The organism is Desulfolithobacter dissulfuricans (assembly GCF_025998535.1).
In the GTDB taxonomy this organism is placed as follows: Bacteria; Desulfobacterota; Desulfobulbia; order Desulfobulbales; family Desulfobulbaceae; genus Desulfolithobacter; species Desulfolithobacter dissulfuricans.
In genome coordinates, this window is sequence record NZ_AP024233.1 from 3,078,952 (window position 1) to 3,105,933 (window position 26,982).

The following is a 26,982-nucleotide window of genomic DNA, read 5'->3' on the forward strand; positions in this document are numbered from 1 at the left end:
TCACACTACCCCGTGATCCTGGACCGTGTTCCAGACCACGGCCAGGCCAAGCCCGGTTCCGCTCTTGCCCATGACCTTCTTGGTATAAAACGGCTCGAAGATACGCTCCAGATCCCCGGGTGATATGCCACTGCCGTTGTCCTGGACACGCAGGACCACAAACTCCCCGGCTTCAAGCGACACATCGGCCCCATCCCCGCTGACAGACCGGCCACCGGTGCTCACCACCACCCGACCGCTGGTGGCCACGGCCTCGGCGCCGTTGAGCACCAGATTCATCAGACACTTGCTGATATGAACCGGAGAACAGGTGATGACCTGCGGCTCCCTGGCCAGTTCGGTATGGAACTGGACCCCGGGAAAACGGGCGCTGATCTGCTGATGTTCCGGCGAGTCAAAATACTCCCGGACCAGGTCGTTGACATCCACCACCTCGCGGACTCCGGCCGCGCCCCGGGCCACGGTCAGCAGGTCGGCCACCACGGCCGCCGCCCTCTCACCGGCCCGCTGCATGGTCTTGATCGGCGCATACAGCTCGGAGCCCTCGTCCAGCTGGCCGAGCAACAGTTCGGGATAGCTGACGATCCCGGAGAGGATGTTATTAAGGTCATGGGCCACCCCACCGGCCATGAGGCCGATGGCCTCCATCTTCTTCACCTGCTGCAGCTTGTGACGCAGGACCTCTTTTTCCTCTTCCTCCTGCTTTTCCCGCGTCAAATCATCGTAGACCGCAACAATCTCGCCGGAAGGCAGCTTATAGACCATGTTCTCGCGCCAGCCCTGGAGCCGCTCGTCCTCGTACCAGGACAGCGGATGCCTTTTCGGCCGGCCGGTTTTCCAGACCTCGCGGAAAACCTCAAGCAGGCCGAGCTGCGCCACTCCGGGGAAGACCTCGGACACCCTTTTGCCGATCAGGTCCTCCCGCCGGACCCGCTCGATCCGTTCTCCGGCCCGGTTGAAATCCTTGAAAATAAAATCCGCTCCCTTATCCACTGCCTCGTAGACCGCCACCCCGGAGCTGGAATGTTCAAACAGCTCCTTGTAGACCAGCTCGGTCTGTCTCCGTTTCTCCTCCTCCTTCTTCAGGTCGCGAAGATCCACGTCCACACAGTAAAGCTCCCGTCCCCCGGCCCGGTTGGTCAAAAGGACATGGGTGGAGTAGACCGGCACCGGATTCCCGTCTTTGTCCCGCAGAACCTGCTCCGCCGGCGGAATAGGCGTATCGTTGTCCAGGCAGTCCTGGATCGCACCAAGGACCTCGTCCCGTATTTCCTCGGGGATGGTCAGGTCCTCCAGCTGGCGGCCACAGGCCTCCTCGGCCGTATAGCCGTACAGTTCCTCGCTGGTTCTGTTCCAGAAAAAGACCCGCCGGTTCTCGTCATAGCCCTGGACAGCGACCTTGTGCAGGCTGTCAACCAGGGAACGGAACCGTTCCTCGCTGGCTGCCAGCTCCGCAGTCCGGCGGGAAATGGTAGCCTCGAGGTTTTGCACATGGTTCTTGATCTGGCCGGCCATGAGAGAAAAGGTTCGGGCCAGTTCGCCGATTTCATCCCTCCCGGCCACGGGCAGAGCCACGTCCATGTTACCCTGGCGCAGGCCGGCCGCAGCCTCGGTCAACCGAACGATATTGCCGGTAATGCTGTGCTGGAGAATGCGGGAGATAACAATGGCCGAGACCAGCCCGGCGGCAAAAATAGCCGCCATGGCGCCGGCCGCTATCCGATAGGCCCGGCTGATATGGAGCTGGGCCCGCTCCATCTGCTGTTTGGACTCGTTGATCAGGATGGCCGAAACCGGAGCCACTGCCTCGGCCTGGAGGGCGAAATCATGCAGTTTTTCCCGCAGAGCGCGGTCGGTGGAGAGGATATCATCGGCGGTCTTCCTGCACTGCTCCAGGAGGTCTAAAAGCTTCAACTTTTCCTCCTGGCTAAGCTCCGTCGACTGTTCCAGTGCCTGGATGATCCGGAAACGAACGTTAAAGGCCGACTGCATGTAGGGCCGCTTCCTGGTCAGCAGATAGTCCTTGGATGCCAGAAGCATCTGCCGGTGCAGATCCTCCAGGGAATGGAGCCTGGAAATTTTCTCGTCGATCTGCCGGGCAATCGTCCGGAACCGATCCTCGAGACCGCGCTCGGGCACCGCCAGCCTGGTCACCAGTTCGATGGCCTCGATGGAGGTCCGGGCGAATCGTCTCGCCAAAGAGAGGTAGAGATTGAACTTGCTGGTCAGGTCTGTGCGGTTCAGTTTCTCCCGCAGCAGGGTACTGGTGTTGATGGCCCGGGCTGCCTCGCGGATGGATGGCTGGGCATAGCGGATATGGGCCTTGTTGAGCCCCATGACTGGATACTGGATCAGAAAATCATCCATCAGTCGCCGGGCCTTCTCCATGCTCCGGTCCATTTCCAGGGTCAACCGGCCGATCTCGCTGCTGGCACTGATGGCCCGCTCGGCATGGCGGATATACCAGAAGGTGAAGCAGCCGGTGACCGCCAGGGACAACAGCATCACCAGCAAGATGAGCAGACCGGCGGACATCTTGCTGCCCACGCTGAGGCGATGCCAGTAGTTTCGGATCATGGATTTTTTGTGACCTGCGGGGTTGCCGGGAAGGAAAACCGGACATTATGTCGCAATCCATCAACCCCGGAAGCCGGGTCATCCTGCCTGAGGATATGGAAGACAGGAGTGGCGCAGTCGCCGAATTCATCGCAATGGAGCCTACCGGTTACCCCATCTTCCCTGTCCATGGAACGAAGGGCGTCACGCAGGGCCTGGCGTCCGACCAGCAACTCTCCCCCGGGACCCGGGACAGCCACCTGTTCGATGGCGTCAAAGAGCAGCCGGGCCGCATCAAAACCTGAAAGATAATACCCGGTAGGCGGTTCCTCACCGTAGCGGACAACATACCGTTTTCCCAGTTCCCTGCCGGCCGGGGTATCCGGGATATCCGGGCCGACAAAATACATCCCGCGTCCCAGCTCCCCCACCGACTGAATAAAGGAGTCTTCGATCAGTGCGCCGTCACTCATCAGCAGGATCCCGTCAAGTTCGGCCATATTACGAGCCTGGCGAAGGATATGCGTTCCCTCGGGCTGGAACAGGGGAAAGAAAAGCAGCTGGGCTCCCGAATCATGGACCGCGGTCAGCACCGGCTCCATATTCGAATCGCCTTTATTGACCGAGGTCGCCAGAGTGATGGTTCCGCCGAGCCGGATGAACTCGGCCGCAAACCCGTCGGTCAGCCCCCGGGTGTAGATATCACCATCGTTGATGGTGGCGACCCGCCGAATGCCCAGCTGACGGTAGACAAAATAGGCAGCAGCCTTGCCGGCGTTTTCCTCGTTGAAGGCGGTGCGGAAATAACCCGGATGGTGATTGGGTGCCTCTTTCCCGCCCATGGAGGTCAGGAATGGAGCCGAATTGTTACCGGAAATCATGGTCAGGCCGGCATCGGACATGGCCTGGGAAGCGGCAGCCGCAGCTCCTGAACAAGTGGTACCGTACAGGGCCACGGTCTGCGGATCGGCAATGACCTTCAGGGCCGCGTTGGCCCCGCCCTCGGCCGTACAGCCGGTATCCTCGATCTGCAGAACCACCGGATGGCCTGCAATCTTCCCGTCCCGCTCCTCCAGGGCCAGTTCCAGGCCACGGATCTGTTCCTGGCCCAGGGACGCTATCTTACCACTCAGGGCCTGCAGCACCCCGATCCGGACCGGTGCCTCGGATAAAATTTCCACACAACCCAGGGGGTCCCCGCAGACCAGCTTGTGCTCCGGACCGTTGCATCCGGCGGTAACAAGCAACAGAAACAAAGGAAGAAACCAGTGCCGCCAGATTCCCATTACCATTCAAACACTCCCTGACTCGATTCCGGTTCGCGGCTTCATGGCTACACCCACTGCGGTGGAAGGTAGAGCTCACCTGTTTGCAGTATAGGTGGCGACCGGCGTATCTGGCAAGGAGAGTGGCGGTAAAATTCGCAGGAAGTTCAAAAGAAATGTCCCTGGACATTATCCTGCGTCGCCCGGAATAATCCAGGCATGAAAAACAATTTCGATCCGGAGAGATACGACAGGAATGCTCAAAAAAAGTGCCACTCCCGCCAGGACGGTGGGAGTGGCACAACGTGGAATGGAGCGATAAAAGCGGTACGGTCTGGTTGCGGCTCACACCCTGGTCAGCTTGCGACCGCCGACGATCATGTCGTTGTTCTCATAGAAACCAAGGACGGCCATGTCGTTGGCCGGGGAGGACTCGCGGTACTGCTGGTCCCGCCACCAGGAGGCCTGCAGCAGGGCCTGGCGGGCCGCAAGATGGGTGGCCTCGCTGACTCCGACCATGGGCGTCTTCCAGGAAAGCTGTTCATGGGTCACGGTAAAGATACTGTAGCGCATGGGATGTGAGTTCAGGGACGGCAGGGCGAAATACTGGACACTGTTGAGTTCCCGGGTATGCAGACCGATATGGCGGTGACCGGAAAAGGCGATGGGCGTGGCCTGGACGTTTTTTTCGAGAACCGACCGGACTTCGGCCGCATTGTCAATACAGAACCACTGTTTGGGGCCACCGCGCAGCTCATCGACCGACCAGGGCAGGAAGTTATGGTGCATGAAGACCAGGTTCACCTGGTCACTGTGGGAAAAAAGCTCCTGATCCAGCCAGTGGAGCTGTTCATCGGGCAGCCGACCGCCCCACTTCTTCTCTTCAGCGGGCAGGCAGGCATCCAGGGCGATGAGACGCAGACCGGGAACAATCTGCCTGGCATAGTAGCGGCGAGCGGAATCATCGTAGCCAAAGCCGGCAAAATACTTCCTGAACTCCCCGTCGCTCAGGTAGGTGAACCCCTGGCGCAGCTTCTTTGGATTGGCCGGCCGGTAATCGTGGTTACCGCTGATGACAAAAACCGGAGCCTTGAGAACGGACAGGGCATCCCGGACCACCCTGGCATTCTCCAGCTCGCCATCCTGGAGTAGATCACCATTGACCATGACAAAGGCCAATTCCTCCTCCCGATTGAGATCATCAACCGTGTGCTGCAGACATTCGATACTGTGAGCGCTCATCTTCATTTTGTTCACCCCACGGATGTCCACATGGGGATCTGAAATAACCGCAAAACGTACCGGCTGCAGCGGGGTGGTTGCCGGGGCGGCAAAGACACGCCTGCCGCCACTCGTCATCACCGCCGCCCCAAGCAGGGACAGGGTGGTGGTTCCGATAAACTGACGTCTTGTAACAGGTTTCATCATGTCTCCTCTCTTGTTTCTTTTCCCAGGATTATTTCTCTTGGCCCCAAACACCATAGTTTTGGCCGCCGTGGATCCCTATCCCGGCCGGGGCCCTCTGTTTGCTCCACAAATCCTGCGCTCTCAATATCCTGTTCCTGTTACAACCCGGTTACCAATCCATTACAGGACCATTAGGATCAGTCCACCTCCTCCCCTCGAACTTACACAATCTTTCACTAACAGAGAAATCATACGTCCCTAACCATTCCGTAATCAGCACCTAACACAGGCTCTGTAGTCTCCCACTTGTTGCACGGATGATGTCTCCAGTGGAGAGCATCCTGTCCTCCTACCAGAGCCGGACCAGTTACCGGGTCCGGCTCTCCCTCCTGCCAAGGAGAAGTACACATGATCAACCTGGAAAATGTAACGCTTGGCTACAACGGAAAACCGGTCCTAAACAACGTGAACCTCCACATGGAACAAGGGGAGTTTGTCGGGATTATCGGCCTGTCCGGGGCGGGGAAATCCACTCTCCTCATGTCGCTGATCGGCAGTATCGATATCCTGGCCGGTCGCTACCGGGTGGGCGAATACCAACTGGGCAACATATCCAAAAAACAGCTCAAGGAGCTGCGCTCCCGGATCGGTTTCATCTTCCAGGGCTACAACCTGGTGGACAGGCTGAGCGTCCTGCACAACATCATGAGTGGCATGCTCGGCCGCATGCCCCTGCCCAGGGCCCTGGTCAAGTGCTATGACCGGGACTCCCTGGCCAGGGGCTATGAATACATGCAGACCGTGGACCTGGTCGATGTCGCCCACCAGCGTTGTGATGCGCTCTCCGGCGGACAACGCCAGCGGGTGGCCATCGCCCGGGCCCTGGCCCAGGAGCCTGACATTCTGCTGGCCGATGAGCCCGTGGCGGCCCTGGACCCCAGGAGCGCGACCCGGGTCATGGACATCCTTAACACCATCAATTCCCGCTACGGTGTCACCATCATCGCCAACCTGCACCACCTCAGCTTTGCCAGGGAGTACTGTTCCCGCATCATCGGTATCGCCGAAGGCGGGATCGTCTTTGACGGCAGCCCCGCCGAGCTGGCCCAGGCCCATCTGGATCGGATCTACCATGTCACAAACAGTGCCCGGCCTGAAGAAAACGTGGCAGAGGTCGAGCGGTCTTTGCCCATCGGCGGGGCCAGCCCCTGTCCCCGGTTCAACAAGAATATACTGATCCCCGTGAAAGAGGCGGCAGGCATCTGAAGAGGTTTCAGGTTCTGTCCCGCCAGCGGGTTTTTTGTAACCTCACACACATTTAAAGGAGAGAAACGATGAAGAAAATGATTCTGGCACTGGTCGTACTGGGTGTCGCCCTGACCGTAAGTCTGTCCCAGGCCCTGGCGGCCCAGCAGTGGCCCGAAGAGATAACCTTCGGGGTGATTCCAGTGGCCTCGTCGCGAGAGATGAGTGATTCCTTTGGCGACCTGACCAGCTACCTGCAGAAAGAGCTGGGCATCAAGGTCAAACTGCAGGTGGCCGGAGACTATGCCGCGGTGATAACCGGCATGCAGCACAAGCACGTGGATGTGGCCTACCTGGGGCCCAAGTCGTACTGCGAGGCCGCCAGGCGGGCCGGGGCCGAAGCCGTGGCCGTTGAAGTCGGCGAGGATGGAACCGCCGGCTACTATGGTTTCATCATCACCAGGGCGGACTCCGGCCTGACGGACTTAAATTCCCTCAAGGGCAAGACATGGGCCTTCACGGATCCCCAGTCCACCTCCGGGACCCTGGTGCCGACCATCTATTTCAACGAGGTGGGCATCGATCCGCATAAATACTTTTCCAAGGTGATCTATTCCGGAAGCCACGAGGCCTCCATCCTGGCCGTGAAATCGGGCAAGGTTGCGGCCGCCTCGACCAATAACCTGGACTATTCCCGCGGCCTGGGCCGGCACTGGCAGGAAAAGGATTTCAACATCATCTGGAAATCCGACCTGATACCTGGCTCGCCCATCGCCGTCCGCAGCGACCTCCCCTCTTCCCTGAAAATGGCCATCAAGGGTGCCTTCATTTCCTACAACGACAAGGAAGGACTGGAGAAGCTGAAGATCGCCGGCTACATCCCGGGCAACGACTCCATGTACAACGGGGTTCGTGAACTGATCGTCATGAAGAACGCCCTGAAGAAGAAGGCAAAGGTTGCCAGACAGTAGCTGAGTTCCAGCGGTGTATACCCGGTCTGTTTTGTCCACCCCTCCGGGTGAAACAGACCTTTTCCCTGAACCCGCGTGAACCGTTTCAGGAGATATCATGTCAACCATCCAGGATTCCACACCTGCTGACCTGGCCGTGTCGCGGCTGAAAAGGAGCTCGACCCCGTTTCGCTGGCAGACATTTTTCGTCGCCGCCATCCTTGCCGCAGTCTTCCTGACCAGCTGGTTCGACACCGGGATGAGCATCGGCTCGCTGCTGGGCGGGGCCGGTTTCATGAGGGACTACCTGGTCGGCAACCCGGAGATCAGCGGTTCCGCTTTTTTTCCGCCCACCCTGATTCTCTCTGATATCCGGGTCTACGTGATGGCCATGATAGAGACCCTGGAGATGGCGGTGGTTGCCCTGTTCTTTTCCATCCTGGTGGCTGTGCCCCTGTCGCTCTTCGCCTCACGCAACATCCTCAGGATTCTCCTGCCCGGCCATTCCCTGATCACCCGTACCCTGCGGACCGGTATCTACCTGGCTGCATCGCTGGTGGCCAACGTCTTTCGCTCCATCAATGAAATCGTCTGGGCCCTGTTTTTTGTCTCTGCCGTCGGCCTGGGCCCCATGGCTGGAATTCTTGCCCTGGCGGTTCATACGGCGGGGGTGCTGTGCAAGCTGTTGGCCGAGGGCAACGAGGCCATTGATCCCGGACCGGTGGAAGCCCTGAGCGCCACCGGTGCCGGCTTTCTCAAGATCATAACCTTTGCGGTGGTCCCCCAGACCATGCCCCATTTTATCTCCATGGTCCTCTACCGCTTTGAATCCGACGTCCGGTCCGCCTCCATCCTCGGCTTTGTCGGGGCCGGCGGCATCGGCTTTTACCTCTTTGACAAGGTCAGATCCTTTGAAAACGGCGACGTAACCACGATTATCATCATCATCGTGGTCACGGTCTGGCTGATCGACAAACTGAGCGCCTATATCAGAGAAAAATTCATTTAAAGAAGCGAGACCTACAACCTGTATTCGAAAACAGTTAGACGCAAGGTGCAGAAAAAATGCAGATCAAACGCGAAAACTTAAATGACCTCCTGCAGGAGATCGCCCGGGAAGATGTGCAGCATCTGGCTGATCGAATCAGCCGGAGAGCGGTTATCCATATTCTCCAGCATTCCACCCAGCATACCCTGCTGGTTCCGGTATTCGACCCGGTGAGCCAGTCCCGGTTCTACAGTGGCGAGGCCCTGGTCACCTCGGCCGTGGTCCAGGTGAACGGCTGTAACGGCTGGGCCATGGTCATGGATGACCAGCCGGAACTTGCCCTGGCCATCGCGGTCCTGGACGGGGCCTGGGGCGCGGTACTTTTCAGGGAAGACATTGCCCGCCTGGTGCAGCAGGGAATCCGGAGCCGTACCCTCACCCGCCAGCGGCAGCAAAACGAGGTGGCGGCGACCGAGGTTAACTTTGATCTCCTGTAACACGCAGGAGAGTGGGGTTCATGACTGTGGGCTGGATATGATCAACAGGCAAGTTCAGCTTGAGCAGACCAACCGCCGAAATTTCAGGGTCTGCCTGGAAACTCTTGCCCGGCCGGGAACCACGGGCACGATCCTCCCGGTTTTTGGCAGCCATCTGCTGGCCCTGGCCCACTGTCTGCTCTATCCGGAGGTCACCAGCTGTTTTTACGCTCCGGGCAATCAGCGGCAGCTCCGAGCCATGACCGGTTCCCCCGGTGCACCCCCCGACCAGGCCGATTACATCTTCTGCGACCGGGCCGAAACAACGATTCTGACCGCCGCCAGAGCCGGAACCCTGATGCATCCGGAACAGTCCGCTACCCTCTTTATCCAGACCGATGATCCAGGAGTTAAGACCACCAGGGTCCTGCTGAGCGGTCCCGGGATCCCGGGACGCATGGCAAGGAGTCTGCCGGTGGCAGGTTCGTTTTTGTCCCTGCTCCGGGAGAAAAACTCCTCTTTTCCGCTTGGACTCGACTGTTTCTTCCTGGACCGGGACGGGAGGATGACTGGTATTGCCCGCACAACCAGAGTGGAGATCATCCCATGAGTTATGTGGCCATCAAGGGCGGCACAGAGGCCATAACCGCCTCAAAAGCCCTCTATAAGAAGATGCTTGCCGGAGAGTTCCCGGACATCGACGGCGTGCAGGGCCAACTCCTCTTCGGCCTGGACCGGATCATGGGCGAAGGCGCCCTCTACTCGCAGCAGATGGGCATCCGGGCCATCGAGTATTCCGGCTGCGACCTGCTTGAAGCCGCCTTTTACCTCCGGGCCCACCGCTCCACCTGTCGTCGGGCCGGGATCGCCGAAACCGTCAGGACCGAAGATATCAGACTGGTTCGCAGAATTTCCTCGGCCTTTAAGGAGATCCCCGGCGGCCAGATCCTCGGTCCTTCCAGCGACTACCTGTTCAAGCTTTTGGCAGAAAAACGGCCTGTCCCCGGCCCGTCGACAATCCCCGTGGCCGCAGCCAGGGGCAAGGTGGCCGGGGCCCTGGACGAACTGCGGCGCCAGGAGAGAATCCTGCAACTCGAGGTGGATCAGGAAGAACCCTTTGACATCACCAGGGCAACACCCCTGCCGCCCTATCCCCGGTCGAGCCTCATGCAGATGATGGCCCGGGGCGAAACCGGCTCCATGCTCGCTTTTGCCTACACCTCCCTGCGCGGCTACGGCGACGTCCATCCGACCATCGGCGAGCTGCGTCTCGGCATGGTGGCCCTGGAAACCACTCATCCGTTCACCGGCAACCGGGTCACTGTGGGCGAGATCAGGGTCACGGCGGTGGAAAGCGTGGGCAGCTTCAAAAAAGACCCCCGGGACGGTAAACTGCGGCTGGCCACCGGCTTTGGCTTCTGTTTCGGGTTCAACGAGACCAAGGCCATTGCCATGTCCATCCTTGACCTGGCCATGACCTGGCCCAGCTTCTCCATCGGCGGGGAGGATGGGGTGGCGACAAGCCCGGAGATGATCATGCATCACATCGACGGTATCGAATCCATGGGCTTCACCAACCACTTCAAAATGCCCCATTACGTCACCTTCCAGGCCGACCTCCACACCTTCAACAAGGCGAAAGACAATAAACACCATGACTGAACCCACCTTTGGCTTTTTTGACCAGGATACCAAGAAAGAGATCCGCCGCGCCCTGCTCAAGGCGGTCTCACTGCCCGGCTATACCGTCCCCTTTGCTTCCCGCGAGATGCCCATCGCCCGCGGCTGGGGAACCGGCGGGTTGCAGATAACCCTGAGCCTCATCGAGGAAGACGATGTCCTCAAGGTCATCGACCAGGGTTGCGACGGCTCGGTCAACGCGGTCAATATCCGCGACTTCATCGTCGCCACCACCGGGGTCCGGACCACCTGCCATACCAGCGATGCGACCGTGATCCAGTCCCGGCACCGGATCCCGGAACAACCCCTCACCGAAAATCAGATCCTGGTTCTACAGGTACCTGTACCCGAGGTTCTTACCACAGTGGAACCGGACACCGGCCGACAGAAAGACATGCACGCCCACCGGGACTACTCCAGGCTCTGGGTCCTGCTCTACGAGGATACGGCCCAGTTCGGAGATTCAAGAATATCCAGCCGGTATCCGGTGGCGGTCCATGATCACTATGTCATGGACCCCTCCCCCATTCCCCGCTACGACATTCCCCGGCTCCACAATAATCCGGCCCTGCTGCTCTTTGGCGCCGGACGGGAAAAAAGGATCTATGCAATTCCGCCTTTTACCACTGTCACGCCACTCGTCTTCGCCGACCGACCGTTCCGGATCGAGACCTTTGACGGTATCTGCTGTGAGCGATGCGGAACCAGCGGGGTTTTCTTTGACCAGGTCCAGCGGGAAGACGGGACCCATTACTATTGCAGCGACACCGATAACTGCGACTCCATGCTGAAGAGGAAACAGAATGCTGCTTGATATCCAGTCGCTCTGCAAGATCTACGGACCCTCGTGTGGCCAGTGCCTGGACCTGACTGGCGACGACCATGGCCGCTCCATCTGTCCCCGCTGCCAGGCGGTGGTGGCGGTCAACCGGGTCAATCTGCAGATCGGCGAGGACGAGGTCCTGGGTATTGTCGGCGAGTCCGGCTCGGGTAAATCCACCCTGCTCCAGCTAGTGTACCGGGACATTGAAGCCACTTCAGGAAAGGTGTTTTTCAGGGATATGACCAACGGCTGCGGCGTGCCCGTAAACATTCTTGAGCTGAGCCTGCTGGAAACCACCCGGATGCGTAGCGAACTGATGTCCATGATTTACCAGAATCCGCGCCTGGGGCTGAACTTTCTCTTTTCCGCCGGCGGAAACATTGCTGAGAAGATCATCGGCTCGGGCGAACTGCGCTATGAAACCATCCGAAGCCAGGCCCTCCATTTCATCGACAAGATCGAGCTGCCCATCTCCCGTATCGACGAGTACCCGGAGACCTTTTCCGGCGGCCAGCAGCAGCGTATCCAGATCGCCAAGGCCCTGTCCAGCTCACCCAGGCTGCTCCTGCTCGATGAACCAACCACCGGCCTTGATGTATCGGTCCAGGCCAGGATCCTGGATATGATCAAGAAGCTGCAGCAAGAGATGGGTTTTTCCATGATCGTCGTTTCCCACGACCTGGGCATCATCAGGCATCTCACCGATATCACGGTGGTCATGCGACATGGATCCATTGTCGAATATGGCCTCACCGACCAGATCCTGGAAGATCCGCAGCATGGCTATACCCAGCTGCTGGTCTCCTCCATTCTCTGAGCACTGGTATGAATATCCAGGTTGAAAATCCACCCTGCCTGCAGGTCAACGACCTGACCAAGGAGTTCACCCTCCACAACCGGGACGGCATGCAGATCAACGGTTTTTCCGGGGTCTCCTTCTCGGTCCGGACCGGAGAGCTGCTGGCCCTGACCGGACCAAGCGGAGTCGGCAAATCCTCGATACTGAAGACCGTGTATCGGACCTACACCCCGAGTCGGGGGACCATCTGGTTGCACCGGGGCCAGGGCAAGATGGTGAACCTGGCCGGTTGCAGCGAGAGCGAGATGCTTGGCTATCGGCGCCGCCACATCGGCTTTGTCACCCAGTTTCTCAAGATCCTGCCCCGTATCCCGGCCCTGGATGTGGTGGCGGCCCCGCTCATCGAAACCGGAACCCGAAAGGATGAGGCCAGGGAACGGGCAGCCGAAATGCTCCGCGCCCTGCACATCAGGGAGGAGCTCTTTTCGATCTCCCCGCTGACCTTTTCCGGCGGCGAGCAGCAGCGCATCAACATAGCCCGGGGAATCATTGCCCCCAAAAAGCTTCTACTCCTGGACGAGCCCACGGCCTCCCTGGACGAGCAGTCCGCCTCCAGTGTCCTGCAGCTGCTCCAGGAGCTGAAACGACAGAAGATCTGCATGGTCGCCATCTTCCACGACAGGGAGCGCATGGTGCAGGTCGCGGACAACGAATATCACCTTGAGCAGGAGACCTGATGCAGACAACCATACTTCGTTCGACCAGGGTCCTGGTGGAGAAGACTGTCACACCGACGGATATCGTCCTTGTCGGAGGGCGTATCCGCGAAATCGCGGCCCATGGCTCCTTCATGGGCGAGACCATTGACCTGGGCTCGCTGCTTGTCCTGCCCGGGCTCGTGGACCTGCACTCCGACGCGGTAGAAAAAGAGATCGAGCCCCGACCGGGCGCCACATTTCCGATCCGCGCAAGCCTGGTCGAACTGGATAAGAAACTGGCCATGGCCGGCATAACCACCATGTTCCACGCTGTTGCCTTCAATGATGAATCCATTACCAGCAGCCGGGGGACGGAAATGGCGGCCGCGATCATCCGGGAGACCGGAGAAGCCAACCAGAACCTTCTCGGGGTCGACAACTTCATCCACGCCCGCTTTGAAATCACCTCGTTTTCATCGGCACCCGTCATCAGGGAGTTGATCGCCAAAGGGCATGTCCACATGCTTTCGATCATGGACCACACCCCGGGCCAGGGGCAGTTCAAATCCATCGAGACCTGGAAACGGTTCCACCTGCCCACCTACGATCTCTCCGAGTCCCGGGCCGAAGCCATTATCAGAAAAAAGCTGGCCGACCAGGAACTGGCTTACAACCGGGTCCGAAGCCTGCTGGAATTTGGCCACCGGCATGGACTGGTCCTGCTTTCCCATGATGATGACCGGCCGCGTAAAATCGATCTGATCCGGGAGATGGGAATCACGGTTTCGGAATTTCCTCTTGATGTGGACGTGGCCGTCTACGCCCGGGAACAAGGCATGACCACCGGTATGGGGGCACCCAATGTAGTGCGGGGAAAAAGCCAGAGCGGCAATATTTCCGCCCGGGAGCTGATAAGAGAGGAGTGCTGCGACTTTCTCTGCTCCGACTACCATCCCAGCTCCCTGCTCCAGGCCGCCTTTGTCCTCCACCGGGAAATGGACCTGGACCTTGCGGCGGCCATGGCCATGGTTAGTTCCTTTCCGGCGGACATCGCCGGTCTGACCGATCGGGGCCGTATCGCCCCGGGCCTGCTGGCCGACCTGACCGTGGTGGACGACCGGGATGTCCCCAGGGTAGTCGCCACCTTCAAGACCGGTGAGATGATCTATAGTTCGCGCACCTGTGGCCGGCGACAGAGCGCCTGCCCGAACCCGGCCGGGCAGACGCCGGAATGGAACCATCACCCCTATCCTGGACAGGCATTATGAACATCGCCCTGATCGTCGGTGCCAGCGGCACCGGCAAGGACACCCTGCTTCGGACTGCCGGGCACTACTTTGCCAGCAATCACAGGATCGTCTTCCTAAAGCGCTATATCACCCGGCCCCCGGACATCCACGAAACCAACTACTTCCTTGATCCGGGCGCCTTTGAACATCTGCTGGCCGGCAACTTTTTCATCAGTCACTGGCAGGCCCACGGCCACCGCTACGGCGTCGCCCGGGACCATCTGCGGCAGGTACCTTCCGGCGGCCTGGGCCTGGTCTCGATTTCCCGCACAGCGATAGCGGATTTTGAAACGCACTATCCCCGGGCCGTCACCATCCAGGTCCAGGCCGACCCGGATACACTCGGCAAGCGGCTGCGCGTGCGGGGTCGGGAAGAACCGGATAAAATAGACAACCGGCTGGCCCGAGCCAGGCTCCCGGTGGCAGCCCGAAACTTGATTCTCTTTGACAACTCCCGCCCGCTCTCCAGGACAGGCCCGGCATTCATCAGCCTGCTCGAATCTCTCCTGGACCGATCCGCGCCGCCCCGGCGGCCGGAAACCTAAGAGCATCCGGCCCCGGTTGTCAAGCAGGCGTACCCCTTGCCGCGCTCTTGCGGGTGGTCCAGATAAAGATCAGCGGAATAAAGAGCAAGGTGAGAAAAGTACCCACCAGCAGCCCGCCGATGGCCACAGCCCCCAGCGGTGCCAGCCGCTCCAGGCCGATGGCCGAACCAAGGGCGATGGGGATCATGCCCACAGCCACCGCGAAGGCGGTCATCAGGACCGGTCGGGCACGGATACGAATACTCTCCAGCATGGCGGCCCGCCTGTCCATGCCCTCGTCCATCTTCTCCTGGGCGAAATGGATCAGGAGGATGGCATTGTTGACGATGATGCCGGACAGGAGGATAAAACCCATCATGGCCGGCATGGAGACGTGGTAGTCGAGCAGGAGCAGGGTCCAGGAGGCGCCGATGATGGTCAGGGGGATGGAAAGGATAATCATCAGCGACACCTTGACCGAGTCGAAAAAGGTGATCAGGGTGAAAAAGATCAGGATCACCGCAAAACCAATGGCCGTGACCATGCGCCCGGCCGAATTCTTGAACTCCTTGATATCGCCCACCTGTTCCAGGGTCACCGAGGGTGGTAGTTTCGTACCGGTAAAATTTTCCTGGAAATTATCCATGATGTGGGAGATGGCCGCCTTCTCCCGGTATCCGTAGACGTTCAAGGTGTAGTTGAGCCCCTCCCTGTTGATCACCCCGGGTTCAAAGTCCCGGGTTATGGTCGCCAGGGCGCCCAGGGGAATCTTCTCGCCCCCGGGGGTATCGATCAGGATGGTGGAGAGCAGCTCCAGCCGATCCCGCTGGCTTGCGGGCAACCAGACCCGAACCCCGAAATCGCTGCTGTTGGCGGCCGGGAAGCTGGACACCAGGGCGCCGCGGAGCAGGGCCTGGAGCTGACCGGTGATATCGGAGTTACGCAGACCGTACAGGGCCGCCCGCTCCCGATCGATCTCCAGGTTGTAGACCGTCTTGTCTATATCCCAGGTCCGGCCCACGGACACGACGCCCCGGGTCCTGTAGAGGACCTTTTCGACCCGGTCGCCGGCCTGGACCAGGTCCTCGAAATCCGGGGCGGAAAGCATGATATCGATATTGGCCCGGATACTGGAAAGGGCTGTAGCCCCGTAATCGGACACATCGACCCGCTTGACGTTTTCGATCCCGGCCAGCTGTTTGCGCAGCCGTCTCTCGATCTCCCAGACAGACTCGTCACGCTCGTATCGATTGACGTAGGTGGCGGTCACCGCGATGTGATCGCTGCCCGAGCCACTGCCGATACTCAGCACCCCTGCCTCGCTGCCGATAGCCGCCGAGAGCCGGTCCAGCTTGCCGTTTTTCTTAACGATCCGACTCACCTCCCGGGCCACCTGGATGCTCTTTTCAATGGGCAGGTTGGGATCAGTTGTCACCTTGATCTGTACTCCGCCGGTATCCATGGGCGGCATCAGCTCCCTTCCGACAATAGGCATGATTCCCCGGACACTGACCACAAACAGACCGATCAGGAAGATAAAATAGAGCACGGCAACCACCCTGCGGCGCAGCGCCAGGTCCACGGCTGAGGCGAAGAACTGCTGGATCCCATCGTTGACCCGGCTGGTCAGCCGGTGAAACATGGCCTCGGCCTTGAGCAGCCAGGGATAATCCAGCCTGAGGATGGCCAGGGACAGCAGCGGCACCGCAGTGATGGAGATCACATACGAGGCCGCCAGCGCCAGGAGCAGGGTCGAAGTCAGGGGTCTAAACACCGTCTGCGGATAGCCGCCGACAAAGAGAATCGGCGCTAGGGCGATCATGGTGGTTACGGTACCGGAGAGATCGGCGAACATGATCTCCCTGGTCCCCTCCATGACCGCCTTGTGGATCTCGGATCCCAGTTCCCGGTAATGGCGCTCGATGTTCTCCATGACCACCACCGCGTCGTCAAGCAGCAGGCCCAGGGCCAGAATGATACCGGTCAGGGTCACCACGTTGAACTCGATGCCCACCAGCCACATCAGGGCCACGGTGGCGGCATAGACCAGGGGAATGGTGAACAGCACCACCAGGACCTGCCGGAAACTGGCCAGAAAGAGGAAAACCACGAAAATGGACATCAGGATCGCATCGCGGAGCGACTCGAACATGTTCTCGGTGGACTGGACAATGGTGTCCTTCTGGGTATCGGTAATTTCAAAATGCAGCCCGGGATAGCGGGCCCGGATCCTGTCCAACTCGGCCTCCACCCGATCGATGGTCCGGACCACGTCGGCATCAAGGCCGCGTTGCACGGCCAGGGCGATGGCCTCCCGGCCGTTACCGAAATAGGAGGCTGAGTTCTCGTAATGACCGAAATAGACCCGGGCCACATCGGCCAGGGTCACATCCGGGGTCAGGCGCAGGGAACGGATACCCTCGATACTCTCGGCCCGGCCCGGAGATTTGAGCAGGTACCGGCTCGACTCGCTCGAGAGAAAACCGATGGCATAATCCCGGTTGTTGGCCTGGAGAACCGACAGCACCTGACCGATGCCAAGCCCGTAGCGGTCCAGTTTCTCCTTGTCGACGATGACCTGGATTTCCTTTTTATAGCCGCCAAAGACATCCACGTTGGCCACCCCGGGGAGCTTGATCAGCTCCTGTTTGAAAGTATTGTCCGCCAGCTGGCGGATATCCTCGAGCGGGATGGAGTCATCGCCCGGGCTTATGGCGATCACCACCACCGGCGCGGTGGCCGAGGAGATCTTGTGGATCTGCGGCTCCAGGATATCGGCCGGCAGGGAGGAGCGGATCTTGCCAATCGCCGTGGTCACGTCGCTGGCCGCCATCTCCAGGTTCCTGGAGTACTCGAACTCGGCCCGGATCACGCTGACCTCGTCGATGGTTGTGGAGTAGACCCGGCGGACCTTGTCCAGGGTATAGAGTTCCTCCTCCACCGGCACGGCGATATTTGCGGCAATGGTCTTGGCCGAACCGCCTGGCTGGACGATAACCACCGCGATCTCGGGATAATTAGAATCGGGAAAGAGTTTCCGGTCCAGCCGGCTGTAGCCCAGGACCCCGAGAAAGAGAAAAAGGGTCAGAAACGAATAGATAAAATAGGGCCGCCCGAGCAGCCTCTCAATCCAGCTCTTATTCATTGGTCTCCCCGGCAAACACTTGAACACCAGAGGTCGGCAGCAGGCCCAGCTTGGCCTCGGAGGCCACGGCCACCGGCCCGTCCACGCAGGGCTCGATCAGAGCGTAGCCGGCGTCACGGGCCAGCACGGTGACCGACTGTTCGCGGAACCGACCGTCCAGGTAGAGCATCACGCTCTCGCCGTCCGGCCGATGCAGCAGCGAGCGCACCGGCACTCCGCAGCCGGTTCCCTGCCCGGTGACCACCTCAATGGTCAGGTAACTGCCCGACGGCCGCTCCAGCCGGTTGTCCAGGACAACCTCGGCTACCCACAGTCCCTGCCTGGCATCATCATAGACCAGGGCCACCGTACCGATCTTCACCCCTTTGTACAGTACATCCTGCCCGGTCTGGACTCCGCCCGGACAAGGCATGAAGGAAAAGGTTAGTTTCTGCGGCAGGGAGTTCAGGCGCAGAACGGGCCGTCCCGGGGTGGCCAGGTCTCCCTGGTGCAGGAACACGGTACCCACGATCCCGTCAAACGGGGCCATGATCCGGCTGTAAGCCAGCTGGTTTTCCAGCCCCCTGATCTTCTGCAAAATCTCCTCTACTGTAGCCGATGCGGTATTGCAGGCCACCTCGGAGGCCTCCAGTTTTTCCCGGGCCAGGCCACCGGCATCGAACAGGGCCCTGTTACGGTCCAACTGTTTTTTCGCGTAGTCGCGCTGCGACCTGGCCGAAGCAAGGGAGGCCCGCAAGCCGTCGATGGAGGCCTGAATCTCCAGGTCGTCCAACTGCACAAGCAGGTCACCTTGGTGCACGACCTGGCTTTCCCGGACCGGCAACGCACCTATCCGCCCGTTCAGCTTGGAGGCGATCTCCACGCTGTGGCGCGATTCCAGCCTGGCGAGAAAGGTATTTGTCTGTCGCACGGTGCGGGAGGAAGGCTCGACCGTGCGGACCCGGTAGGTAACCGGAATCGGCAGCGGGGTCTGGACCATGGCCTGTTTCCGTTTTTTGACCAGCTTGACACCGCCGACCACCAGGACGACAAGCAGAAGAACAAGGACTATTTTCTTCATCGGTTTTCTCCCTTCTCAAGCAGGTAATCAAGATAGAACCTGGCTGAGGTATAGTTGTACGAGGCCTCTATGAGGCTGCTTTTCGCCAACTGACGGCGGGCCTTGGCATAGAGCAGATCATTGATGTCCGCCGCCCCCTTATCGTAACGCACCTGTTCGATCTTTTCGGTTTCACGGGTCAGGGCAAGTTCCTCACGGGCGCTGTGGTAGCTGGATACGGCGGTATTGATTTTTGCGACAGCCTCCTGCAGGGCCCGCTGGATCTCCAGCCTGGTCCGGGCGAGTTCGTAGCGACTCTGGCGTTCCATGTTTTTTGCTTTGCGAACCCTGGCCCGGTTGGTACCGAAATCAAAAACTGTCCACTTCATGCTCAGGCCCACCTGCCACACCTCCTGATTCTCCCAGTCGCCGCTGTCGGGATTGGTGGAATCATTGGGACCGTAGTTCCAGCCATAGGAGGTATTGAGAACCAGCTGGGGGTAGAAACCGCTCCTGGTCTTTTCCGCCTGTTTGGCGTTTTTCTCCACCGCCAGCCGGGCTGCGCGCAGACGCTCCAGGGTGTCGAGGTCTCCGGCCGGTTTGTCCTGGAGAACAACTTCCGACCGCTCGGAGGGGGGCAGCTTTTCCAGAGTATCAAGTTTATCCACACCCAGCAGGGCAGCCAGGCCGGCCTTCAGGATGACGATGTTACCTTCGAGCTGCTCCACCCGGGCCCGTGCGTTCTGCAGGTCCGCCCTGGCCTTGAGCAGGTCGATTTTCGCCCTGGTTCCCACCTCAAACTCGCGGGCAATCTTGTCGTGCAGATGGATGAGCGCCCGGACATACCCTTCCTGGGCTTCTTTTTGCGTCATTTGGGACAAGATGTTTACATAGAGCGTCCTTACATTGTAGATCAGCTGCTCCCGGTTCAACTTCAAGGTGGCCGCGGCCATTTCCCTCTGCAAGGCAGCAATCTCCACCGCCCGGGTCCGGGCGAAGCCGGTAAAGAGGGGCACCTCATAGACCAACCCGGAAAAAAACAGGTCTTCGGTGGTGGGTATTGTGCCGGTCCCGGCCGTGGCTATGGTGGCCGGGGTCATGGGAGTGAGGGTCCGGGGCAGGCTATAGTGGGTGTAGGAGGAAACCAGATCCAGCCGGCCGAAATTCTGCGCCTTCTGCTCGACTACATCCTGGTCAGCCAGCTTGAGCCCAAGGCGTTGTTTCTGCAGATCCGGATTGTTTTTCAGGGCCAGGCTGACGCATTCATCAAGCGTCAGGGCCTGGCTTTGCATGGGGGTAACCACGCAGAGTATCTGGGCAATGATACACAGCAAGAGGCCCAACTTGAACAGGTTCATAACAATTTCTTTGACATATAAATTAAGTTCTGCTTGAATAGACCCAGGCCTTAAACAAACGTTTAATCAAGAGTAATGGCGTGACAAAAAAAGTCAACAGTAAACAGCGCAAAGGGTCCTCCCGGGAACGAATTATCCATGCGGCGGTCCGTCTCTTCGCCCGACATGGATTTGCCGGCACCGGCCTGCGCGAGCTGGCCTCGGCTGCCGATGTCAACCTGGCCATGATCAACTATTTCTTTGGCTCCAAGAAGGAACTGCTCAAGGAAATTCTTGATATCTTTCTTGCCGGATACCTGGAACTGGCCCGCCTGGAACTGGCAGGCAACGAAGAGCTGGAGGTCAAGCTGGATCGGTTTATCCGCAGTGCGGTGACCTACTTTGCCCACCACCGGGACTACCTGCTGGTCACCATCACCGAACTGCCCCACGACGACCCGGAAATCATCGAATACAAGGCCACCTGGGGCCGGCAGATCATGGAGATAATGGAAAAGGAGGTTTGCCGCCACCTCTCGACCCGCACCGGCGAGCGGATCTCACCCGTGGTCATCGGACCCATGTTGACCTCCATGATGGCCTCACGTTTCCTTTTTGCCCCGGTGATGAACCAGGTACGTCCTGAACATGAAAAGGAACCGCCGACCGGTGACTACCAGGAGATCATCAGCCGGATCATCCTCGGGGGCTTAGAGATTTTCGAAACGATGCAGAGAAGGAAGAGAGGGGAAGATAAGAGGCGGTGGCGGTCTCAGGGCTGACAGGAGTCTTGGAACCGCGAGGCGACCAAACGACAAAAACGACAAAAGCCCGAGGGAGATCCCCTCGGGCTTTTTTATGCAAACATCCTGAAGATGGTTTTATCTGGCTCCTCGGGAGGGACTCGAACCCCCGACAGGGTGGTTAACAGCCACCTGCTCTACCAGCTGAGCTACCGAGGAACACACGAGGCATCGCCTGTTATGACTCCTGCCTCGTTGAAAGGCAACCTTTAATAGCACAGCGCAGAAAACGAGTCAAGAGAAACTTTAGCCCGGGCCGGGCGATTTTCATTTTGCAGGGTTTTGTCCACCAGGAGCACGTAACAGGAAAAACCACTTATAATTATTTAATTTTTTTCAATCCACAACTGGTCAGAACGCGGAACCCAGATTTAAAAAATGGTTGCGTTCACCAGGAAAACCCAGTATCAGAGTATCCACTTTTCATCTACTGCCGACCGGGTCGGGGCGTAGCGCAGCCTGGTTAGCGCGCCTGCCTTGGGAGCAGGAGGTCGCAGGTTCGAATCCTGCCGCCCCGACCAAAAAATTTAACTGCCACAATGAATTGTGGCCATTTTTTGTTTTATTCCCTCCTGTAGACTTGCTGGTTTTTAGCAACATGCTGTCCCAGCAGGATACGGACGTACTCCTCGAGTTTCTTGCTTGCCCTGTCCACTCCCCTTACAAGGAAGCGAGGTATCGCTGCAAGCGATCACCTCGTGAAGGTCGACCGATATTCTGGGCTTGATCGATGGCATATTCCCCGTTCTCTGTTCCATGATCTTCTATTCCTGCCTTTCCCTGTCCGCAAACTCTCCCGTGGACAGGCTGCGGTCCACCAGCCGACCGCCGGCATAGATCAGAAAAACCAGAAAGCCAAGCCCCCCGAGTATCAGCAATGCCTTGCCGTCTCCGCTCCGACCGGGAATCAGGCAGGACTGCCCGGGATATGCCGGATTGTAATAGACCTGGACCCGGCTGCCTACCTCATAGGGTGCCACCAGCTTTTCTGCAAGTTTTCTCCCGTTGTCTCCCTGTTTACAGGGTGACCCGCCGTAATAGATATCATCGTTTACCCATCGGCCCGTGGGACTGTCATAACTGTATCGGACAATTCCCTGGTAACAGGTGCCGGTGGCGCCACCCCGTCCCATGTACAGGGTCCCGGTGGTGATTTCTCTGGAAAGGACCACTCCGGGGACCGATAGCCAGGAGGAAGACAGGTCCGAAGTTCGCAACATCAAAAAACCGCTGCCCACCGCGCCCAGCGAACCGAGCAGCAGCAGGGCTGCCCGAAGGACGAACTTCCTGCTGAAATAGCCTGGATCAGCCATAACAAAAAGATCCCGTCCCGACCGGTCAGCTGTCCGGATGTTCCAGTGCCGGCCGGTACTCCTTGAGGTAGATATCGGACAGGGTGAGAAAGCCGGTCACGATCAGGGGCCCGTAGATGATACCGAGCACCCCGAACATGTTCATCCCGCCGATAATAGCCAGGAAGACCAGCAGGGTATGCATCTTCACATGGCTGCCGACAAACTTCGGCTTGATCAGGTATTCGACAGAAAAGGAGAGGACGACGTAAAAGACCAGGGTAAACATGGCCTTTTCAAAATAGCCGTTGATGAGCAGAATGGCCGCAGTGGGCAGCAAGACCAGGCCGATTCCGAAAATGGGAAGAAAGGCGAGAATGGCCATAACCCCGCCCCAGAGCACAGGCGATTTGAACCCCAGGAGGACAAAAAACGCACCGCCCATGATTCCCTGGAAGACACCACTCAACCCGTTGCCCACCAGGATGACGCCGGAGATCTCGAGAAATTTTTTCATCAGCAGATCGTCCTGAGTATCGGGCAGCGGCGAGAGGTGCTTTATGAAATTGATCAGCCGCTCAAGTTCGATGAGCAGAAAAAAAATCACCAGGATCAGGATACAGAACTGGAGGACGAAGTTCATAATATTGGCAGCCCAGTTGGAGGCCTTGCCATAGATGAACAGCCCCACGGTTTTACTCAAATCCGATACCAGGCCAATGACATCCGTGGGTTCAACATTTATCCCCATGTCGGCGAGTACCACTTGTGCCTGTGCGAGCAATGTATTATTCTGAATGAATTGCTGCAGTTTAAGGAGAACATTGGAATCCTTGCCCAGATGGTAGAGGCTGAGAGCCTCAGATGAGAGGGCGCCGATACAGAAGGTCAGCGGCACAAAGACGATGAGCACGATCAGGCCGCAGGTCAGAAGCGAAGCCATCCAGGGCGAAACCCAGCGGGTCAGCCAGAGGTAGATCGGCCGGAAGATCCCGGAGAGCAGGAAGGCAAGGACCAGCAGTTGCCAGAATGGCGACAGAACCAGCCCCAGCAGGCAGAGCGCTGCCAGGAATATAAAGAAGAAGTACCGGGTCTGCACCGGTCCGGGCCGGCCGCTGCCCGCGCCCGTTGCTGTTCTCTCCCGACGGACGGCGGCAGATTTTTCCAACTCGGATTGTTTCATCGGTTAGTAATCTGCAGGTTCTGTTTATTTTCAAAGACTGGCATCACAGTAAATACTACCGCTTATGGTTAAAAAAGAAAATTATAACATGCAACAGGATCCCGACCATGCTGTATAAAAATCTCGAAATCACCCTCCACAAGGCTTCCCCGGAACAGAAAAAAGAAAAACCGGACCAGGACAAACTCGGTTTTGGCGTCCACTTCAGCGACCACATGTTCACCGCCCGTTGGAACCGGGAAAAGGGCTGGCACGACGCCGAGATCAAGCCCTACCGGGATTTCGAACTGGACCCGGCGGCCATGGTTTTTCATTACGGGCAGGCCATCTTCGAAGGCCTCAAGGCCTATCGCGGAAAAGACGGCCAGGTGCTGCTCTTCCGGCCCAAGGACAACCTCGAGCGCCTCAACCGCTCGGCCCTGCGGATGTGCATGCCGCGCATTCCGACGGAGCGGTTTCTTCAGGCCCTCAAGGCATTGGTCTACCTGGACCGTGAGTGGATCCCCGAGGCAGAAGGTGCCACCCTCTACATCCGCCCGACCATGATCGCCACAGAACCGGCGCTGGGGCTTCGTCCATCGGACGAATACCTCTTCTTCATCATCAACAGCCCGGTGGGGGCCTACTATTCCGAAGGGTTCAACCCGGTGAAAATCTACGTTGAGGACAGCTATGTCCGGGCCGTACCCGGCGGCGTGGGCGAGGCCAAAACTGCAGGCAACTACGCGGCCTCGGTCAAGGCCCTGACCGAAGCCCAGAAAAAAGGCTACACCCAGGTCCTATGGCTCGACGCCATCGAGCGCCGCTACATCGAGGAGGTGGGGACCTCCAATATCTTCTTTGTCCTCGGCGACGAGCTGGTCACCCCGCCCATCAGAGGTACCATCCTGCCGGGTATCACCCGTGATTCCGTGCTCCAGCTGGCCCGGGACTGGGGACTCAAGGTCGCGGAACGACCGGTGACCATCGACGAGGTCATCGAGGCGGCGGAAAACGGCACCCTGAAGGAGGCCTTCGGCACCGGCACCGCGGCGGTTATTTCCCCAGTGGGCGAATTCTGCTACAAGGACCGCAACATCGTCATCAACGACGGCCGGACCGGGAAACTCTCCCAGCGTTTCTTCGATGAACTCCAGGCTCTGCAGCGTGGCTTTCGCGACGACGTGCACAACTGGGTGGTCCGGGTCGGATAATTTTTCTCCCGCCATCTTTCCCTCCAATCAAAAAATTCCTTTTTTCAACAGATTAGGCGGAAAAATTTTTTTCCGCCTGATCCCTTGATTTTTCAAAAACCGTCCCTATTGTTTTGCGCAGCATGAAGCACGAAACAGTGTTTTTGTCCGGTCATGGCGGATTTGGGTCGAATACCGGACTCAATCATTTTTTACGGCTCAAATCAATTTCACGTTAAAAAATCAGCAATAGGAGGTTTGTCCATGAAAATTCGTCCATTGAATGACCGCATCCTGGTCAAGAGATTGGAAGGAGAAGAGAAAACCGCTGGTGGAATCATCATTCCCGATTCCGCCAAGGAAAAACCGGCCGAGGGCGAGGTTATCGCTGTAGGTCCCGGAAAGCTTGGTGACAATGGCGAGCGCGTGGCCATTGATGTCAAGGTGGGTGACCGGGTTCTGTTTTCCAAGTACGGCGGCACCGATGTCAAACTGGACGGCGAAGATTACCTCATCCTGCGTGAGGATGACATTCTCGGTGTTGTTGAAAACTAAGGACGATAACTACTGCTTATAAAAAGGAGAAAAGGATATGGCTGCAAAAGAGTTGAAATACAGCGCAAAAGCCCGCGAGGCTATGCTTGCAGGTGTCAACACCCTGGCAGATGCTGTCAAGGTTACCCTTGGTCCCAAGGGTCGCAATGTGCTGATTGAAAAATCCTTTGGCGCACCCGTCATCACCAAGGACGGCGTGACCGTTGCCAAGGAAATTGAGATCAAGGATAAGTTTGAGAACATGGGCGCCCAGATGGTCAAGGAAGTCGCTTCCAAGACCTCGGACGTTGCCGGTGACGGCACCACCACCGCCACCGTGCTGGCCCAGGCCATCTACAAGGAAGGCGCCAAGCTGGTTGCCGCCGGCTCCAACCCCATGGAGATCAAGCGCGGTATCGACAAGGCCGTGGACGCCGTTGTCGCAGAACTGGCCAATATCGCCAAGCCGACCAAGGAGCAGAAGGAAATCGCCCAGGTCGGTACTATTTCTGCCAACAACGACGAGACCATCGGCAACATCATTGCCGAGGCCATGGACAAGGTCGGCAAGGAAGGCGTCATCACCGTCGAGGAAGCCAAATCCATGGATACCTCGCTGGACGTGGTCGAGGGTATGCAGTTTGACCGCGGCTACCTGTCGCCCTACTTTGTGACCGATGCCGAGCGCATGGAGGTCAACATGGAGGATCCGCTGATCCTCATCAACGAGAAGAAGATCTCCAACATGAAGGACCTGCTGCCGATCCTCGAGTCGGTGGCCAAGATGGGCAAGCCGCTCGTCATCATCGCCGAAGACGTGGACGGCGAGGCCCTGGCAACTCTGGTTGTCAACAAACTGCGCGGTACCCTGAACGTTGCCGCGGTCAAGGCTCCCGGCTTTGGCGATCGCCGCAAGGCCATGCTTGAGGATATCGCCATCCTCACCGGCGGCCAGGTCATCACCGAGGATCTCGGTATCAAGCTCGAGAACGCCACCGTTAACGACCTTGGTTCGGCCAAGCGAGTGGTCATCGACAAGGACAACACCACCATCGTTGACGGTGCCGGAGACAAGGAGAAGATCGAAGCCCGCGTCAAGCAGATCCGGGCCCAGATCGAGGAGACCACCTCGGACTATGACCGTGAGAAGCTGCAGGAGCGCCTGGCCAAGCTGATCGGCGGTGTGGCTGTTATCAACGTTGGTGCTGCCACCGAGGTTGAGATGAAAGAGAAGAAGGCCCGCGTCGAGGACGCCCTGAACGCCACCCGCGCCGCAGTTGAAGAGGGCATCGTTCCCGGCGGTGGCGTGGCTTACCTGCGCTGCCTCAAGGCTCTGGAAGCCCTCGAACTGCCGGCTGAGCAGGAGCTGGGCAAAAAGATCATTGCCCGGGCCCTGGAAGAGCCGGTTCGCCAGATCGCAGCCAACGCAGGTCAGGAAGGCTCTGTCATTGTCGAGAAGGTCAAGGAACTCGACGGCCCCAACGGCTTCAACGCCGCCACCGAAGAGTACACCGATCTGCTGGAGGCTGGTGTCATCGATCCGGCCAAGGTTACCCGTACTGCCCTGCAGAACGCAGCTTCTGTATCTGGCATGCTGCTGACCACCGAGTGCATGATCGCCGATGAGCCGGAAGAAGAAGGCGCCGGCGGCGGCGGAATGCCTGCGGGCGGCATGGGCGGCATGGGCGGCATGGGCGGCATGATGTAACATGACCGACCAGCTTATGCTGTGATTTCCAGTCCTTTTCCTGCCCCTGCGGCGGGAAAAGGACTTTTG

General features: G+C 58.7%; 23 protein-coding genes and 2 tRNA genes. 16 read left to right on the forward strand and 9 right to left on the reverse strand.

The annotated features are described in order from the left end of the window. The 3 genes from GF1_RS13765 to GF1_RS13775 form a co-directional block, all read right to left on the reverse strand. Positions 1-2,577 (reverse strand): PAS domain S-box protein, encoded by a 2,577-nt coding sequence (locus GF1_RS13765; RefSeq protein WP_267927126.1) that lies wholly within the window; start codon positions 2,575-2,577, stop codon positions 1-3. Further along, the gene (locus GF1_RS13770) at positions 2,574-3,848 is read right to left on the reverse strand and encodes a branched-chain amino acid ABC transporter substrate-binding protein (protein ID WP_267927127.1); all 1,275 of its coding nucleotides are present in this window, start codon (positions 3,846-3,848) and stop codon (positions 2,574-2,576) included. Before GF1_RS13770 ends, GF1_RS13765 begins: the two co-directional genes overlap by 4 nt. A gap of 318 nt (positions 3,849-4,166) precedes the next feature. Beyond that, entirely contained in the window at positions 4,167-5,249 is a 1,083-nt protein-coding gene (locus tag GF1_RS13775; RefSeq protein WP_267927128.1) for a metallophosphoesterase family protein, read from the reverse strand. Between the two features lie 387 nt (positions 5,250-5,636). Between GF1_RS13775 and phnC the strand changes: the two genes are divergently transcribed. The 11 genes from phnC to GF1_RS13830 all read left to right on the forward strand — a co-directional run bounded on the left by phnC (position 5,637) and on the right by GF1_RS13830 (position 14,721). Beyond that, a complete protein-coding gene (gene phnC / locus GF1_RS13780; protein ID WP_267927129.1) occupies positions 5,637-6,494 on the forward strand; it encodes a phosphonate ABC transporter ATP-binding protein in 858 nt (285 codons plus the stop codon). A gap of 68 nt (positions 6,495-6,562) precedes the next feature. Next, on the forward strand, positions 6,563-7,444 hold the full coding sequence (phnD, locus tag GF1_RS13785) for a phosphonate ABC transporter substrate-binding protein (protein WP_267927130.1): 882 nt from the start codon (positions 6,563-6,565) through the stop codon (positions 7,442-7,444). 97 nt (positions 7,445-7,541) lie between these two features. Beyond that, positions 7,542-8,432 carry a phosphonate ABC transporter, permease protein PhnE gene (gene phnE / locus GF1_RS13790; protein ID WP_267927132.1) on the forward strand — a complete coding sequence of 297 codons (891 nt, stop codon included), beginning with the start codon at positions 7,542-7,544 and terminating at the stop codon, positions 8,430-8,432. Between the two features lie 56 nt (positions 8,433-8,488). Beyond that, on the forward strand, positions 8,489-8,908 hold the full coding sequence (locus GF1_RS13795; protein WP_267927133.1) for a phosphonate C-P lyase system protein PhnG: 420 nt from the start codon (positions 8,489-8,491) through the stop codon (positions 8,906-8,908). A 37-nt stretch (positions 8,909-8,945) separates the two neighbouring features. Then, entirely contained in the window at positions 8,946-9,497 is a 552-nt protein-coding gene (locus GF1_RS13800; protein ID WP_267927134.1) for a phosphonate C-P lyase system protein PhnH, read from the forward strand. Further along, complete coding sequence (locus tag GF1_RS13805) at positions 9,494-10,549, forward strand: carbon-phosphorus lyase complex subunit PhnI (RefSeq protein WP_267927135.1); 1,056 nt, start codon at positions 9,494-9,496, stop codon at positions 10,547-10,549. The genes GF1_RS13800 and GF1_RS13805 overlap by 4 nt, the downstream gene beginning before the upstream one ends. Then, on the forward strand, positions 10,482-11,381 hold the full coding sequence (locus tag GF1_RS13810) for an alpha-D-ribose 1-methylphosphonate 5-phosphate C-P-lyase PhnJ (protein ID WP_435051712.1): 900 nt from the start codon (positions 10,482-10,484) through the stop codon (positions 11,379-11,381). Before GF1_RS13805 ends, GF1_RS13810 begins: the two co-directional genes overlap by 68 nt. Beyond that, entirely contained in the window at positions 11,371-12,207 is an 837-nt protein-coding gene (locus tag GF1_RS13815) for an ATP-binding cassette domain-containing protein (protein WP_267927137.1), read from the forward strand. The genes GF1_RS13810 and GF1_RS13815 overlap by 11 nt, the downstream gene beginning before the upstream one ends. 8 nt (positions 12,208-12,215) lie before the next feature. Then, complete coding sequence (gene phnL, locus GF1_RS13820) at positions 12,216-12,926, forward strand: phosphonate C-P lyase system protein PhnL (protein WP_267927138.1); 711 nt, start codon at positions 12,216-12,218, stop codon at positions 12,924-12,926. Continuing rightward, a complete protein-coding gene (locus GF1_RS13825) occupies positions 12,926-14,155 on the forward strand; it encodes an alpha-D-ribose 1-methylphosphonate 5-triphosphate diphosphatase (RefSeq protein ID WP_267927139.1) in 1,230 nt (409 codons plus the stop codon). The genes phnL and GF1_RS13825 overlap by 1 nt, the downstream gene beginning before the upstream one ends. Then, the gene (locus GF1_RS13830; protein WP_267927140.1) at positions 14,152-14,721 is read left to right on the forward strand and encodes a ribose 1,5-bisphosphate phosphokinase PhnN; all 570 of its coding nucleotides are present in this window, start codon (positions 14,152-14,154) and stop codon (positions 14,719-14,721) included. Before GF1_RS13825 ends, GF1_RS13830 begins: the two co-directional genes overlap by 4 nt. A gap of 19 nt (positions 14,722-14,740) precedes the next feature. On the opposite strand, the gene GF1_RS13835 is transcribed toward GF1_RS13830, so the two are convergent. From GF1_RS13835 to GF1_RS13845, 3 genes are read right to left on the reverse strand one after another with little or no spacing between them, the layout of a single operon-like run. Further along, a complete protein-coding gene (locus GF1_RS13835; RefSeq protein WP_267927141.1) occupies positions 14,741-17,845 on the reverse strand; it encodes an efflux RND transporter permease subunit in 3,105 nt (1,034 codons plus the stop codon). After that, a complete protein-coding gene (locus GF1_RS13840) occupies positions 17,838-18,905 on the reverse strand; it encodes an efflux RND transporter periplasmic adaptor subunit (protein ID WP_267927142.1) in 1,068 nt (355 codons plus the stop codon). Before GF1_RS13840 ends, GF1_RS13835 begins: the two co-directional genes overlap by 8 nt. Further along, on the reverse strand, positions 18,902-20,242 hold the full coding sequence (locus GF1_RS13845) for a TolC family protein (RefSeq protein WP_267927143.1): 1,341 nt from the start codon (positions 20,240-20,242) through the stop codon (positions 18,902-18,904). Before GF1_RS13845 ends, GF1_RS13840 begins: the two co-directional genes overlap by 4 nt. A gap of 80 nt (positions 20,243-20,322) precedes the next feature. On the opposite strand from GF1_RS13845, the gene GF1_RS13850 reads away from it, so the two are divergent. After that, positions 20,323-21,003 (forward strand): TetR/AcrR family transcriptional regulator, encoded by a 681-nt coding sequence (locus GF1_RS13850; RefSeq protein ID WP_267927144.1) that lies wholly within the window; start codon positions 20,323-20,325, stop codon positions 21,001-21,003. Between the two features lie 104 nt (positions 21,004-21,107). On the opposite strand, the gene GF1_RS13855 is transcribed toward GF1_RS13850, so the two are convergent. Next, positions 21,108-21,183 (reverse strand) — tRNA-Asn (locus GF1_RS13855). Between the two features lie 284 nt (positions 21,184-21,467). Here GF1_RS13855 and GF1_RS13860 point away from each other — a divergent pair. Next, positions 21,468-21,545: transfer RNA gene (locus GF1_RS13860), tRNA-Pro, on the forward strand. 243 nt (positions 21,546-21,788) lie between these two features. On the opposite strand, the gene GF1_RS13865 is transcribed toward GF1_RS13860, so the two are convergent. Next, entirely contained in the window at positions 21,789-22,337 is a 549-nt protein-coding gene (locus GF1_RS13865) for a DUF3592 domain-containing protein (protein ID WP_267927145.1), read from the reverse strand. Positions 22,338-22,362: 25 nt separating this feature from the next. Beyond that, the gene (locus tag GF1_RS13870) at positions 22,363-23,499 is read right to left on the reverse strand and encodes an AI-2E family transporter (protein ID WP_267927146.1); all 1,137 of its coding nucleotides are present in this window, start codon (positions 23,497-23,499) and stop codon (positions 22,363-22,365) included. Positions 23,500-23,606: 107 nt separating this feature from the next. Here GF1_RS13870 and GF1_RS13875 point away from each other — a divergent pair, with 107 nt between their 5' ends. The 3 genes from GF1_RS13875 (at position 23,607) to groL (ending at position 26,913) form a co-directional block, all read left to right on the forward strand. Next, positions 23,607-24,692, forward strand: a complete 1,086-nt coding sequence (locus tag GF1_RS13875; protein WP_267927147.1) for a branched-chain amino acid aminotransferase — start codon at positions 23,607-23,609, stop codon at positions 24,690-24,692. A gap of 243 nt (positions 24,693-24,935) precedes the next feature. Next, a complete protein-coding gene (groES, locus tag GF1_RS13880; protein ID WP_267927148.1) occupies positions 24,936-25,226 on the forward strand; it encodes a co-chaperone GroES in 291 nt (96 codons plus the stop codon). 37 nt (positions 25,227-25,263) lie between these two features. After that, positions 25,264-26,913, forward strand: a complete 1,650-nt coding sequence (gene groL / locus GF1_RS13885; RefSeq protein WP_267927149.1) for a chaperonin GroEL — start codon at positions 25,264-25,266, stop codon at positions 26,911-26,913. The last annotated feature ends 69 nt before the right edge of the window (positions 26,914-26,982 follow it).